Origin of the sequence: Pseudomonas sp. COR18 (assembly GCF_048568395.1) — a bacterium.
Taxonomy (GTDB): Bacteria; Pseudomonadota; Gammaproteobacteria; order Pseudomonadales; family Pseudomonadaceae; genus Aquipseudomonas; species Aquipseudomonas fuscovaginae_B.
In genome coordinates, this window is the sequence record NZ_CP183808.1 from 1,815,001 (window position 1) to 1,828,422 (window position 13,422).

The 13,422-nt window shown below is 63.8% G+C and carries 12 protein-coding genes (1 of these 12 only partly in view); 6 read left to right on the plus strand and 6 right to left on the minus strand.

All coding sequences use genetic code 11. The annotated features are described in order from the left end of the window. Positions 1-1,103 carry the 5' portion of a CoA-acylating methylmalonate-semialdehyde dehydrogenase gene (locus tag ACM62G_RS08420; RefSeq protein ID WP_054056977.1) on the minus strand. 391 nt of this gene lie to the left of the window's left edge, so only the first 1,103 of its 1,494 coding nucleotides appear in the window; the start codon lies at positions 1,101-1,103; its stop codon lies beyond the left edge, outside the window. A gap of 73 nt (positions 1,104-1,176) precedes the next feature. After that, on the minus strand, positions 1,177-2,526 hold the full coding sequence (locus ACM62G_RS08425; RefSeq protein ID WP_419736992.1) for an aspartate aminotransferase family protein: 1,350 nt from the start codon (positions 2,524-2,526) through the stop codon (positions 1,177-1,179). Between the two features lie 125 nt (positions 2,527-2,651). Between ACM62G_RS08425 and ACM62G_RS08430 the strand changes: the two genes are divergently transcribed. From ACM62G_RS08430 to ACM62G_RS08445, 4 genes are all read left to right on the plus strand, one after another. Then, the gene (locus tag ACM62G_RS08430; RefSeq protein WP_054056979.1) at positions 2,652-3,572 is read left to right on the plus strand and encodes a LysR family transcriptional regulator; all 921 of its coding nucleotides are present in this window, start codon (positions 2,652-2,654) and stop codon (positions 3,570-3,572) included. 213 nt (positions 3,573-3,785) lie between these two features. Further along, positions 3,786-4,436, plus strand: coding sequence for a TetR/AcrR family transcriptional regulator (locus ACM62G_RS08435; RefSeq protein WP_054056980.1), 651 nt, complete (start codon positions 3,786-3,788; stop codon positions 4,434-4,436). 24 nt (positions 4,437-4,460) lie between these two features. Then, positions 4,461-5,042 carry an IMPACT family protein gene (locus ACM62G_RS08440; protein ID WP_419736993.1) on the plus strand — a complete coding sequence of 194 codons (582 nt, stop codon included), beginning with the start codon at positions 4,461-4,463 and terminating at the stop codon, positions 5,040-5,042. Between the two features lie 578 nt (positions 5,043-5,620). Beyond that, positions 5,621-6,304, plus strand: a complete 684-nt coding sequence (locus tag ACM62G_RS08445) for an SDR family oxidoreductase (RefSeq protein ID WP_054056982.1) — start codon at positions 5,621-5,623, stop codon at positions 6,302-6,304. A 7-nt stretch (positions 6,305-6,311) separates the two neighbouring features. On the opposite strand, the gene ACM62G_RS08450 is transcribed toward ACM62G_RS08445, so the two are convergent. Beyond that, on the minus strand, positions 6,312-7,400 hold the full coding sequence (locus ACM62G_RS08450; protein WP_419736994.1) for a calcium:proton antiporter: 1,089 nt from the start codon (positions 7,398-7,400) through the stop codon (positions 6,312-6,314). A 159-nt stretch (positions 7,401-7,559) separates the two neighbouring features. On the opposite strand from ACM62G_RS08450, the gene ACM62G_RS08455 reads away from it, so the two are divergent. Continuing rightward, positions 7,560-8,513, plus strand: coding sequence for an adenosine deaminase (locus ACM62G_RS08455; protein WP_054056984.1), 954 nt, complete (start codon positions 7,560-7,562; stop codon positions 8,511-8,513). Positions 8,514-8,667: 154 nt separating this feature from the next. Here ACM62G_RS08455 and ACM62G_RS08460 read toward each other — a convergent pair whose 3' ends face one another. The 3 genes from ACM62G_RS08460 to ACM62G_RS08470 form a co-directional block, all read right to left on the minus strand. Next, entirely contained in the window at positions 8,668-10,044 is a 1,377-nt protein-coding gene (locus tag ACM62G_RS08460; protein WP_273822287.1) for an MFS transporter, read from the minus strand. Between the two features lie 127 nt (positions 10,045-10,171). After that, positions 10,172-10,888, minus strand: a complete 717-nt coding sequence (locus tag ACM62G_RS08465) for an ArsR/SmtB family transcription factor (protein ID WP_054056985.1) — start codon at positions 10,886-10,888, stop codon at positions 10,172-10,174. 243 nt (positions 10,889-11,131) lie between these two features. Further along, on the minus strand, positions 11,132-12,064 hold the full coding sequence (locus ACM62G_RS08470) for a LysR family transcriptional regulator (RefSeq protein ID WP_054064683.1): 933 nt from the start codon (positions 12,062-12,064) through the stop codon (positions 11,132-11,134). Between the two features lie 142 nt (positions 12,065-12,206). On the opposite strand from ACM62G_RS08470, the gene ACM62G_RS08475 reads away from it, so the two are divergent. Continuing rightward, positions 12,207-13,220, plus strand: coding sequence for a zinc-binding alcohol dehydrogenase family protein (locus ACM62G_RS08475; RefSeq protein ID WP_419736995.1), 1,014 nt, complete (start codon positions 12,207-12,209; stop codon positions 13,218-13,220). Positions 13,221-13,422 lie beyond the last annotated feature (202 nt).

Sequence of the window (13,422 nt, forward strand, 5' to 3'; positions counted from 1 at the left end):
AGGGTACCGCCGACGAAGTAACCTTCCTCATGGCCGGCAACGCTGAAGCCACGACCATCCACCACCAGTTCGGCGCCGGCAGCCAGACCGTCATCGATATAGCCCACCACCTTGTCCCGAGCAGCCGCAGTGACCAGCGGCCCCATGTCCAAACCACAGGACGTGCCGGCACCGATCTTCAGCGCCTTGATCTGTGGCACCAGCTTGGCCACCAGGGCATCCGCCACCTGGTCACCGACGCACACCGCCACCGAAATCGCCATGCAGCGCTCGCCACAGGAACCGTAGGCCGCCCCCATCAGTGCACTGACGGCATTGTCCAGATCCGCATCCGGCATCAGCACCGCATGGTTCTTCGCGCCGCCCAGGGCCTGCACGCGCTTGCCGCGCCTGGTGCCCTCGGCATAGATGTATTCGGCGATCGGCGTCGAACCGACGAAGCTCAGCGCCTTGACTTGCGGCGCCTCGATCAGCGCATCCACCGCGCCCTTGTCGCCATGCACCACGTTCAGCACGCCCTTGGGCAGGCCGGCTTCGTGCAACAGTTGGGCAATAAACAGGGTCGAGCTTGGATCACGCTCGGACGGTTTGAGGATGAAACAGTTGCCGCAGGCGATCGCCAGCGGGTACATCCACAGCGGCACCATGGCCGGGAAGTTGAACGGCGTGATACCGGCCACCACGCCCAGGGGCTGGAAGTCCGACCAGGCATCGATGTTCGGGCCAACGTTGCGGTTGTACTCGCCCTTGAGCAACTCCGGCACGCCACAGGCGTACTCGACGTTCTCGATCCCGCGCTTGAGTTCGCCGGCGGCGTCCTCCAGGGTCTTGCCATGCTCTTCGCTGATCAGTTGGGCGATACGCGCCTCGTTCTGCTCCAGCAGATGCTTGAAGCGGAACATCACCTGGGCACGCTTGGCGGGCGGGGTGTTGCGCCAGGCCGGGAACGCCGCCTTGGCCGAATCGATGGCCTGCTGAATGGTCTCGCGGCTCGCCAGCGGTACCTGGTGGATGACCTGGCCGGTCGAAGGGTTGTACACCGCGGCCGTGCGGCCGGAATCGTTGACCAGTTGGCCATCGATCAGATGCTGGATTGCGCTCATTGGGGGCTCCTGAATGGGGTCGGCGGGAGCGCAGCGTTCGCTCCCGCAAAAGGTTCTTTGCTACCGGGCGGAATCAGTCGAGCTTGTTCAGCACTTCGCCGACCGCATCGAACAGACGATCGAGGTCTTCCGGCTTGCTGTTGAAGGTTGGGCCGAACTGCAGGGTGTCACCGCCGAAGCGCACATAGAAACCGGCTTTCCACAGCGCCATGCCGGCTTCGAACGGACGCACGATGGCATCGCCATCCCGCGGCGCGATCTGGATCGCGCCAGCCAGGCCGAAGTTGCGGATGTCGATCACGTTCTTGCTGCCCTTGAGGCCATGCAGGGCGTTCTCGAAATGCGGCGCGACTTCGGCCACGCGCTGCACCAGGTTTTCCTTTTGCAGCAGGTCGAGTGCAGCCAGGCCGGCGGCACAGGCCACCGGGTGCGCCGAGTAGGTATAGCCGTGGGGGAACTCCACCGCGTACTCGGGGGTCGGCTGGCTCATGAAGGTCTGGTAGATCTCACTGCTGGCGATCACCGCGCCCATCGGAATGGCACCGTTGGTGACCTGCTTGGCGACGCACATCAGGTCCGGGGTCACGCCGAAGCTGTCGGCACCGAACATGGCGCCGGTACGGCCGAAACCGGTGATCACTTCGTCGAACACCAGCAGGATGTTGTGCTGATCGCAGATTTCGCGCAGACGCTTGAGATAGCCCTGAGGCGGCACCAGCACCCCGGCGGAACCGGCCATGGGCTCGACGAACACGGCGGCGATGTTCGAGGCGTCATGCAACTCGATCAGTTTGAGCAACTCGTCGGCCAGGGCGACACCACCCTGCTCCGGCATGCCACGGGAGAAAGCGTTGCTGGCCAGCAGGGTGTGCGGCAGGTGGTCGACATCGTGCATGGCCTGGCCGAACAGCTTGCGGTTGCCGCTGACGCCGCCCAGGCTGGTGCCGGCGATGTTCACACCGTGATAGCCACGGGCACGACCGATCATCTTGGTCTTGGTCGGCTGGCCTTTCAGACGCCAGTAGGCGCGGACCATCTTCACCGCGGTGTCGGCGCACTCGGAGCCGGAGTCGGTGAAGAACACATGGTTCAGGTTGCCCGGCGTCAGCGAGGTGATTTTCTCCGCGAGCTGGAACGACAGCGGATGGCCGTACTGGAAGCCCGGCGAATAATCGAGGGTGCTCAACTGCCTGGCCACCGCTTCCTGGATTTCCTTGCGGGTATGCCCGGCACCGCAGGTCCACAGCCCCGACAGCGAGTCATAGACCTTGCGCCCCTTGTCGTCGGTCAGCCAGCTGCCCTCGGCAGCAACGATCAACCGCGGGTCACGCTGGAAGTTGCGGTTGGCGGTGTAAGGCATCCAGTGCGCATCGAGCTTGAGCTGGCTGGCTACGGAAGACGGAGCGTTTTCAGGCATGTTCATCGGCGAAACCTCGCAGGGCATTTAAGCGGCGTGGACGTTGAGAGCGTTATTGCGAGTAAGTTGCCACGGCGATAAAGTCGGTGAAATGCAACTTTTCTAACCTTCAGTTAAGAGCACACTAAACCATGAGCAGCCGTCGCCCCGACCCGCTGGCGCAAGTCAGCGACTTCGATATCCGCCTGCTGCGGATCTTTCGCAGCGTGGTGGAATGCGGTGGTTTCTCGGCGGCGGAAACCGTGCTCGGCATCGGGCGCTCGGCGATCAGCCAGCAGATGAGCGACCTGGAACAGCGTCTCGGCCTGCGCCTGTGCCAACGCGGGCGCGCCGGCTTTTCCCTGACCGAGGAAGGTCGCGAGGTCTATCAATCGGCCTTGCAGTTGCTCAGCGCGCTGGAGAGTTTCCGCACCGAGGTCAACGGCCTGCACCAGCACCTGCGCGGCGAGTTGACCATCGGCCTGACCGACAACCTGGTGACCCTGCCCCACATGCGCATTACCCATGCCCTGGCCCAGTTGAAGGAGCGCGGGCCCGACGTGCAGATCCAGATCCGCATGATCGCGCCCAACGAAGTGGAGCAAGGCGTGCTGGATGGCCGCCTGCATGTCGGCGTGGTGCCCCAGGCCAGCGCGCTCTCCGGGCTGGAATACCAGCCCTTGTACAGCGAACGTTCGCTGTTGTACTGCGCGGTGGGGCATCCGCTGTTCTATGTCGATGACCGGCAACTGGCGGACGAGCGCCTCAACGCCCAGGACGCGATCGCGCCGACCTTCCGCCTGCCGGCCGAGATCCAGGCGCACTACCAGGCGCTCAACTGCACGGCCAGCGCTTCAGACCGCGAAGGCATGGCCTTCCTGATCCTGACCGGGCGCTACATCGGCTACCTGCCGGATCACTACGCCAGCCTCTGGGTGCAACAGGGACGCCTGCGCGCGCTCAAGGCCAGCAGCCGCTTTTACGACCTGAGCCTGGCGTCGGTGACGCGCAAGGGCCGGCGTCCGCACCTGGTACTGGAAAGTTTCCTGGAAAGCCTGGCGGCGACACGCTGAGTCCATGAACTTGCACAGCCCGGGTCCCATGGAAGCTTCTGCACCTGTGGCAGCCCTGGAAGCCTGCAAAACCGGGTAATTGACGTCAACTATTCGCCCAAAGCCCCCCAATCAGCCCACATTCAGGCTTTATATGATGTCAGGACTTGTCTGAACCCGGCGGGTAAGTTATCTGTGCACAGGTTGCACCCACAGACCAGCTCGGAACTGCCTATGACCGTTGAAGTCCCTGCCCACGCCGGAAAACCCGCCAGCCGCATTCGCCAGAAGAACGAAGAAGCGATCATCAGGGCCGCCGAAGACGAATTCGCCCGTCACGGTTTCAAAGGCACCAGCATGAACACCATCGCGCAGAATGCCGGGCTGCCCAAGGCCAACCTGCATTACTACTTCACCAACAAGCTGGGCTTGTACGTCGCGGTGTTGAGCAACATCCTCGAACTATGGGACAGCACCTTCAACCACTTGAGCGCCGAAGACGATCCGGCCGAGGCCCTGAGCCGCTACATCCGCGCCAAGATGGAGTTCTCCCGGCGCCAGCCACAGGCCTCGCGAATCTTCGCCATGGAGATCATCAGCGGCGGCGAATGCCTGAGCGAGTATTTCAGCCAGGACTACCGTGCCTGGTTCCAGGGCCGGGCCAATGTGTTCCAGGCCTGGATCGACGCCGGCAAGATGGACCCGGTCGACCCGGTCCACCTGATTTTCCTGCTCTGGGGCAGCACCCAGCATTACGCCGATTTCGCCACGCAGATCTGCCGCGTCACCGGCCGCTCGCGCCTGACCAAACAGGACATGGAAGAGGCCGGCAACAACCTGATCCGCATCATCCTCAAAGGCTGCGGCCTGACGCCGCCGCTCTGACCCTTCACTCAAAGCCGATTCCGTATGCCCTTTACCCTTGCCGGCGTTTGCGAATACCGAGAGGAAATTCGCAAAAGCCGCTTCATCACCCTCGCTGCGCCGATCACCGGCGTTGCCGAAGCCCAGGCCTTCATCGAACAGCACAGCGACCTGGATGCCACCCACAACTGCTGGGCCTGGAAGCTTGCCGACCAGTACCGCAGCAGCGACGACGGCGAGCCCGGCGGCACCGCCGGCCGGCCGATCCTGGCGGCGATCGAGGCGCAGGACTGCGACCAGGTCGTGGTCCTGGTGATCCGCTGGTACGGCGGCATCCAACTGGGCACCGGCGGCCTGGCCCGCGCCTATGGCGGCGGGGCCAACAAGTGCCTGCAGAATGCCGAGCGCATCGAACTGATCAACCGGGTACCGCTGCACTGCGCCTGCAGCTTCAGCGAACTGGCGCTGGTCAAGCTACGGGTGGCCGAGGCCGGCGGTCTGGTGGTGGAGGAACACTTCACCGCCAACGGCGTGGAGCTGCAACTGGCGGTCGGCGAGAGCCTGATCGATACCTTGCAACGCCAACTGGCCGACCTTAGTCGCGGACGCATCCTGCTGCAACGCTGAGACTTGTCCACAAGCGCTGACGACACTCAACGCCAGTTTGCCCACAATCGCTGTGGGCCCGACTGTGGATAACCTGAGCACAGCCGTCTGCAACCCTTCTGCACCGTGGCTTTGCGGGCGCTGATCAGTTTTCGTACAGTTGTTTGCCAGCGCCGGCGAAACGTTCTCGAAACAACGGCTTAGGGCGCATTTATCGCGTTTCGGAGATAGCCACACAGTGCTTATGCCCGGCTTCGGCGCTTGCTCACAAATACTGTGGAGCAAGCTGTGGATAACCCGTGCAAGGGTGGCCCGGCAGCCGATACGATCTGGCCGGCGAACAACTGGCTATTTTTTGATCAATCGTGCCCCATTCCCTCAGGTTTGAGCATCCAGCCCGTGCAACGCCAAGACTGATTCAAGGAACACAGAGCCTGGAGCCTGGAGTATGCTCGAAGGTCAAACCCTGCGCAGGTCACGCAACGGCTAAAGAGCAAGCCGAACCTGGTCGAAACGCGCATCACCGGGCCGGACGAACTGCGCCTGCAACAGCGTTGTCCCTTGAGCATCCAGACTTCATGACACAAGGAATTACCCCCATGAGCAGTAAGAACGCATTGATCATCGGCGCCTCCCGAGGCCTTGGCCTGGGGTTGGTGCAACAGTTGCTGGCCGATGGCTGGAACGTCACCGCCACCGTGCGCGATGCCGGCAAGGCCGACGCGCTGAAAGCGGCCGGCCCGGTGCGCATCGAGACCCTGGACATGGACGACCAGGCCGCCGCCGCCGCCCTCGCCGAACGCCTGCAAGGCCAGGTGTTCGACCTGCTGTTCGTCAACGCCGGGGTCAAGGGCCCGGCCGACCAGAAGCCGGCCAATGCCTCACTGGCGGATATCGGCCAACTGTTTCTGACCAACGCCATCGCACCGGTCGCCCTGGCCCAGCGCTTCGTCGGGCAGATCCGCCCGGGCTATGGCGTGATTGCCTTCATGAGCTCGGGGCTGGGCAGCGTGACCACCCCCGACGCGCCGGAGCTGGCCTTCTACAAGGCCAGCAAGGCCGCATTGAACTCGATGACCAACAGCTTCCTGAGCGAAATCGAGGCGCCGACCTTCACCGTGCTGTCGATGCACCCCGGCTGGGTGAAGACCGACATGGGCGGCGAAGACGCGCAGATCGACGTCGCCACCAGCACCCGCGGCCTGGTCGACCAGGTGAACGCCTTCGCCGGCCGCGGCGGCCATCACTTCATCAACTACAAGGGCGAGACCATTCCCTGGTAAGGCCGGCCTACAGTCCCAGCAGCGAGAGCATGACGAAGGTGGCGAACAGCACGAAGTGCGTCATGCCCTCGATGGCGTTGGTTTCACCGTCGTTGAGGTTGATCGCGCTGACGACCAGGGTGATCAGCACCATCACCGTCTGCACCGGCGTCATCGCCATCTGGAACGGCTGGCCGGTGTAGAGCGCCATGGCCTCCATCACCGGCACCGTCAGGATCACTGTCGAGAGCGACGCGCCCAACGCGATGTTGACCACCGACTGCATGCGGTTGGCCAGGGCCGCACGCAGGGCGGTGAGGATTTCCGGCGCGGCGGAAATGGCCGCCACCAGAATCGCCGTGATCACCGGCGGCGCACCGCTGCCTTCCAGGCCGAGATCGAGAGCCTTGGACATCACCTCGGCCAGGGCGCCGATCACCACGATCCCCAACACCAGGGTGACGATCGACTGGGTCAGGCCACCCGGCGCATGTTCCTCATGGCCCGCCTCACGACGTTTTTTCTCCGGGTAGCTGTAGCTGAAGAAGTAGCTGTGCGGGCCGACCTGCATGCGCAGGAACAGGGTATACAGCAGCACCATCGCGCCGATGGTGAACGCCGAATAGACCTTCCAGTCCGACTCGGGAATGAACTCCGGCACCACCATGGACACGCCCATGGCGGTGAGGATCATCACGCTGTAGGTGCGCGCCGAGTCATCGTTGTAGGGCTGCTCGCCATGCTTGATGCCGCCCATCAGCGCGGCCAGGCCGAGGATGCCGTTGATATCGAGCATCACCGCCGAATAGATGGTGTCGCGCACCAGGGTCGGCGACGCCTCGTTGCTCATCATGATCGCCAGGATCACCACTTCCACCAGCACTGCCGACAGGGTCAGGATCATCGTGCCGTAGGGGTCGCCGACCTTTTCCGCCAACAACTCGGCATGGTGCGCCACGCGCATCGAGGCGCAGACGATGGCGGCGATCAGCACCAGCCCGGCAATCAGTGCCACGCCACGGCCGTTGCCGAGCAGCGCATGTTCCAGGGGGAAGGCGAGCACGGCCATGATCAGGGCCAACAGCAGGTATTTTTCTTCTCGTAACAGAGTGAGCATCGGAGGATCTCGAGGGTGATGACTTACAGACTGCGGCGAACCGACAGCGTTTCTTCCTTGTAGGCGACAGAGGCACGCTGAACGCCTGGTCAGGTTTTAGCAAATATTTTGTTTCACATCTGTAGAATGTTCGCGATCTGCACCTGATGAGAACCGAACATGTACGACTGGCTCAACGCCCTACCCAAGGCCGAACTGCACCTGCACCTCGAGGGCTCGCTGGAGCCCGAGCTGTTGTTCGCCCTGGCCGAGCGCAACAAGATCGCCCTGCCCTGGAAGGATGTGGACACCCTGCGCCAGGCCTACGCTTTCAACAACCTGCAGGAATTTCTCGACCTGTACTACCAGGGCGCCGACGTGCTGCGCACCTCCCAGGACTTCTATGACCTGACCTGGGCCTACCTGCTGCGCTGCAAGGAACAGAACGTCGTCCACACCGAGCCGTTCTTCGACCCGCAGACCCACACCGACCGGGGCATTCCCTTCGAAGTGGTACTCAACGGCATCGCTGCGGCCCTCAAGGATGGCGAGCAGCAACTGGGCATCACCAACGGCCTGATCCTCAGCTTCCTGCGGCACCTGAGCGAAGAGCAAGCGCAGAAGACCCTGGACCAGGCACTGCCATTCCGTGATGCGTTCGTCGCGGTCGGCCTGGACAGTTCGGAAATGGGTCACCCGCCAAGCAAGTTCCAGCGGGTGTTCGACCGCGCGCGCGCCGAGGGCTTCCTCACCGTGGCCCACGCGGGCGAGGAAGGTCCGCCGGAGTACATCTGGGAAGCCATCGACCTGCTGAAGATCCAGCGGATCGACCACGGCGTGCGCGCCATCGAGGACGAGCGACTGATGCAGCGCATCATCGACGAGCAGATTCCGCTGACGGTCTGCCCACTGTCGAACACCAAGCTGTGCGTGTTCGACCACATGTCCCAACACAACATCCTCGACATGCTCGAGCGTGGGGTGAAGGTGACAGTGAACTCGGATGACCCGGCGTACTTCGGTGGTTATGTCACCGAGAACTTCCATGCCCTGCACACCCACCTGGGCATGACCCAGGACCAGGCCCGGCGCCTGGCGCAGAACAGCCTGGATGCGCGCCTGGTCAAGCCATGACCGATCCCTGTATCTGACCAATAGCTGTATCTGGACCGATACCTGTAGGAGCCGGCGGTGCGGCGATCCGACTTGCCCACGAAGAGGCCGTTGAGGCCGCTAAAAGCTTCGCGGGCAGGCCCGGCTCCCACAAGGGGCGTTGGCCACGGCCGAATCAGCCAGCGGCCTCGCTCAGTTCTTCCAGCGAACGCCCGCGGGTCTCCATGCCGAAGCAGCCGACCACCAGCGCCGCGATCGCAAAGCACAGCGCCCCCAGCGCGAACACCCCGCCCTGCCCCAGCACCGGAAACACCAAGCCGGTCACCAACGGCCCGAGCAGCGAACCGACCCGGCCGATGGCCGAGGCGAACCCCGAGCCGGTCGCCCGCGCCGAGGTCGGATACAGCTCCGGCGTGTAGGTGTAGAGCACCGCCCACATGCCGAACAGAAAGAACTGCATCAGCAGCCCGGAGCCGATCAACAGGCTCACTTCACCCCCGAACACCGCGCTTTGCCCATAGAGAAACGCCATTACCCCGCCGCCGAGCAGGGTGACGATGCACACCGGCTTGCGCCCCCAGAACTCCACCAGCCAGGCCGCCACCAGAAAACCGGGAATCCCGCCGAGGGAAATCAGCACCGTGTAGTACACCGACTGGGTGACCGCGAACCCCGACTGCTGCAGCAACGCGCTGAGCCACGAGGTCAGGCCATAGAAGCCCAGCAAGGCAAAGAACCAGACGCTCCAGATCATCAGGGTGCGCTGGCGGTACAGCGGCGACCACAACTGCCGGAACGCGGCGAAGAAGCTCGGCTCACGCCCGACACCACGGGGCAGGCGCTCCGGCGTCGGCAGCGCGGCGAGTTTCAGCGAGGCCCGTACGCGTTCCTCGATACCGCGCAGCACCTGGTCCGCCGCGTCGTGGTGGCCGGCCTGTTCCAGCCAGCGCGGCGACTCGGGGATGAAGAAGCGGATCGCCAGGACGAACACCGCCGGCACCGCCAGCACCAGGAAGATGTCCCGCCAGCCCACCAGCGGCAGCAGGAAATATGACAGCAGCCCCGCCGCGACAAAACCGAGCGGCCAGAAGCCATCCATCAGGGCGATATAGCGCCCGCGTCGTTTGGTCGGAATCAACTCCGAGAGCATCGACTGGGCGATCGGGAATTCCATGCCCATGCCGATCCCCAGCAGCACCCGAAACAGCGTCAGCATCTCCAGGGTCTGCGCCGTGGAACACAGGTAGCTGGCCAGCCCCCACAGCACGATGCTCCACTGGAACACCGGCTTGCGTCCGAAACGGTCGGCGAGCATGCCCGACAACGAAGCCCCCAGCACCATGCCGAAAAAGCTCGAACTGGCCAGCAGGCCGGCCTGGGCACTGCTCAGGGCGAACTCGGCTTTGATCGAGCCGAGCAGGAAGGTCATCATCGCCAGGTCCATCGAGTCGAAGAAAAAGGCCAGGGCAATGATGATGAAGATCAGCCGGTGATAACCGCTGATCGGTAACCGCTCCAGACGTTCCGCCGCGCTGTAGCCTTGAGTTTCCATGGGATATCCCTCGATTCGAATGCTCGATCGAGTGTGCGGCATCACCGGATGGCGTTGCGCCTGAGGACGACCTGCCTGCAACCGTGAGCGACGCCTGCGGCCTCCCTGCCGCAGACAGCGGCGCGGCTCAGCCGGCCAGTTCGAGCTCGACCAGGGCGGCGAACTTGTCGATCTGCCGTTCACCGTTGGCAGACACTCGCAGCGCCCTGGAGTCCTCCATCAGGCCAAGCCAGCCCGACTGCAGGAACAACTGCAACAGGCCCGCGCCAAGAACGCCGCCCAGGTGTGGACGGCGTTCGCGCACGTCATGGCAGACACAGACCGTCTCGTGGCGTCCATGGGCCAACGCCTGGATGTACAAGCCGCGCTCGGCGAAACGCTGGGCGCCGATGCTGGTCACCCGGATGCGCTGGTCGTGCTGCTCGATCCAGCCGGCCGCCAGCAGCCGCTGATACAGCTCGCAGGCCAGCTCGCCACCGAGGTGGTCGTGGCATTGTCGCGCACGCTTGAGCGCCGCCGCGTCCGGGGCCTGCAGCTTGATCGAGTGGTTCACCGCCAACGGTGCGCTGGCCAGCGATGCGTTGGCCAGGGCTTCCACGGCCGTCGCGATCTCCGGCGCGGACAGGCGGAAGAAACGCTTGCGCCCACGGGCCTCGAGGCGCAGCAGGCCGCCGGCACTGAGCCGTGCCAGATGGGCACTGGCGGATGAAAGGGACAACCCGGCCAGCAGGGCCAGTTCATCGGCGGACCGTGCGCTGCCGTCAAGCAACGCCCACATCATCGCACTGCGCTTGGGGTCCGCAAGCAGCGTGGCTATCTGACTGATGCAAGGTGCATATTCCATGTCTTCACTCCCTGTTGAAACATTGATCGAATACACAACGCCATACCGAGCATGTCCTGAATTCAAACCAGGATGCAAAAAGGCCAAAAGCCGGGAATTCCTGGCTATCCGTCGATCAACTCCGGCAAACGTAACAAAATACGTGTCATCTCTCGGGCATTGGATCCAATAGATTCAAGCCTAAACCACAATGCCACAGGCGCCGACTTTTATTCCTGCACGGGTTGTAACAAGAGGCGCCAGCTATTCCATGCCGCGCGCGGGGCGCACCGGGGCCCGCCGCGACAGCTCGGCGCAACGCCGGGTGAGCATCTCACGCAACAGGTTCACCGGCTTACTCAATTGAGCGCGATGGGCGCACAGCAGATTCAGCGGCGCCCGCTCGCAGGACAGTTCCGGCAACAGCACCTTCAGGCGCCCGGCCAGCACATCGGCACCGACATCCAGCCAGGACTTGTAGGCGATCCCCGCCCCGGCCAGCGCCCACAGGCGCACCACGTCGGCATCGTCGCTGAAACGGTCGCCGCTGACCGTCAGGCCGATGTCGCGCCGACCATCGTGAAAGCTCCAGTGATCATGGACCCGGCTGCCGAGCATGAACAGCAGGCAATTGTGCTGGGCCAGTTGCTCCACGGTCGTCGGTTCGCCATGCCGCGCCAGGTAGTCCGGCGCGGCGCACAGCACCCGGCGGTTGTCGGCGGCGATCGGCAGCGCGACCAGGCTCGAATCCTCCGGCTCGCCATAACGCAGGGCGATATCCACCGGCTGGCGGAACAGGTCGGCGATCCGGTCGCCCAGCAGCAGACGCACCGTCAGCCGCGGATGCTCGCGCTGGAACTCGTCGAGCCAGGGCAGCAACACGTTGCGACCAAAATCCGAAGGTGCCGACAACTGCAGCACACCGCTGACCTGGTCCTGCCCGCTGGCCAGCAGGCGCCGTCCCTCGTCGAGGTTGCTCAGGGCCGCACGGGCGTATTCCAGGAACCCCTCGCCTTCGGCCGTCAGCCGCAGGCTGCGGGTCGAGCGGGCCAGCAGACGCGCGCCGAGCTGCTGCTCGATGCGCTTGAGCGAGGCGCTGGCCACCGCCGGCGACAGGTCCATGACCCGTGCCGCGGCGGAGAGGCTGCCCAGGTCGGCCGCCCTGACGAACAATTGCAAATCATCGAAACGTAGCATCCCGGCCCTCGGCATTATCAAAAAATCATTGAAAGAGCCTGCAGTTCTAGCCGGTTTTATCGCCAAGGGAAATAGCCAATCATTGCGCCATCGAAGGGGCCCGCCCCTTCACTCATCCCCTGTCGCGTTTGCGGAGCCCATCATGAAAGCCATTGCCTTCTACGCCGCCTTGCCCATCGACGATCCACAGTCGCTGCAAGACATCGAACTGCCCACCCCGGTTGCAGGTCCCCGGGACCTGCTGGTCGAGGTCAGGGCCATCTCGGTCAACCCGGTGGACACCAAGGTCCGCCAGAACATGCCGCCGGCCAACGGCGAAGCCCGGGTGCTGGGCTGGGACGTGGCCGGCGTGGTCAAGGCGGTCGGCAGCGAGGTCAGCCTATTCAAGGTCGGCGACAAGGTGTTCTATGCCGGCTCGCTGATCCGCCCCGGCGCCAACAGCGAACTGCATGTGGTCGACGAGCGCATCGTCGGGCACATGCCGAAAAGCCTCGGTTTCGCCGAAGCGGCGGCCCTGCCGCTGACCGCGATCACCGCCTGGGAACTGCTGTTCGAGCGCCTGCAGGTCAGCGAAGGCCAGGCCGACCAGGGCCAGAGCCTGCTGATCGTCGGCGCGGCCGGGGGCGTGGGTTCGATCCTGACGCAACTGGCCAGCCAACTGACCGGCCTGAAGGTCATCGGCACCGCCTCGCGCCCCGAGACCCGGGACTGGGTGCAGGCACTCGGTGCCGACCTGGTGATCGATCACAGCAAACCGCTGAGCGAAGAGCTCAAGGGCCGGGGCCAGGCCCAGGTCACCCATGTGGCCAGCCTGACCCAGACCGACACCCACCTGGAACAACTGGTCGAGGCCCTCAAGCCCCAGGGCAAGCTGGCGCTGATCGATGACCCGAAAAGCCTGGATGTCAGCCAGCTCAAGCGCAAGAGCCTGTCGCTGCACTGGGAGTTCATGTACACCCGCTCGATGTTCGAGACCGAGGACATGATCGAACAGCACAACCTGCTCAACCGGGTCGCCGAACTGATCGACGCGGGCGTGTTGAAGACCACCCTCGGCGAACACTTCGGCCGAATCAACGCGAGCAACCTGCGCCGAGCCCATGCCCTGCTGGAAAGCGGCAAGGCCAAGGGCAAGATCGTGCTGGAAGGGTTCTGAACAGTGACGGCGGGAACGACGGTGCGGATCGTCGTTCCCGCGGTGATATCCCAGGAGAAAAAGCCGGCAACCGCCGGCAAAAATCGGTCATCCACCTCTGACAAAAGAGGCGGAAATACCGTCAGTCAGATCCTTGATCAGCGTCATATTCATACACGGATTCAGGTTTACAATGGCCGCCTTTGCCAACCAAAGGAAGTCA

Excerpts from the sequence above, each read along its gene's own strand:
- ACM62G_RS08425 (WP_419736992.1), bottom strand. The coding sequence starts at position 2,526 with ATGAACATGCCTGAAAACGCTCCGTCTTCCGTAGCCAGCCAGCTCAAG.
- ACM62G_RS08430 (WP_054056979.1), top strand. The coding sequence starts at position 2,652 with ATGAGCAGCCGTCGCCCCGACCCGCTGGCGCAAGTCAGCGACTTCGAT.
- ACM62G_RS08435 (WP_054056980.1), top strand. The coding sequence starts at position 3,786 with ATGACCGTTGAAGTCCCTGCCCACGCCGGAAAACCCGCCAGCCGCATT.
- ACM62G_RS08440 (WP_419736993.1), top strand. The coding sequence starts at position 4,461 with ATGCCCTTTACCCTTGCCGGCGTTTGCGAATACCGAGAGGAAATTCGC.
- ACM62G_RS08445 (WP_054056982.1), top strand. The coding sequence starts at position 5,621 with ATGAGCAGTAAGAACGCATTGATCATCGGCGCCTCCCGAGGCCTTGGC.
- ACM62G_RS08450 (WP_419736994.1), bottom strand. The coding sequence starts at position 7,400 with ATGCTCACTCTGTTACGAGAAGAAAAATACCTGCTGTTGGCCCTGATC.
- ACM62G_RS08455 (WP_054056984.1), top strand. The coding sequence starts at position 7,560 with ATGTACGACTGGCTCAACGCCCTACCCAAGGCCGAACTGCACCTGCAC.
- ACM62G_RS08460 (WP_273822287.1), bottom strand. The coding sequence starts at position 10,044 with ATGGAAACTCAAGGCTACAGCGCGGCGGAACGTCTGGAGCGGTTACCG.
- ACM62G_RS08465 (WP_054056985.1), bottom strand. The coding sequence starts at position 10,888 with ATGGAATATGCACCTTGCATCAGTCAGATAGCCACGCTGCTTGCGGAC.
- ACM62G_RS08470 (WP_054064683.1), bottom strand. The coding sequence starts at position 12,064 with ATGCTACGTTTCGATGATTTGCAATTGTTCGTCAGGGCGGCCGACCTG.
- ACM62G_RS08475 (WP_419736995.1), top strand. The coding sequence starts at position 12,207 with ATGAAAGCCATTGCCTTCTACGCCGCCTTGCCCATCGACGATCCACAG.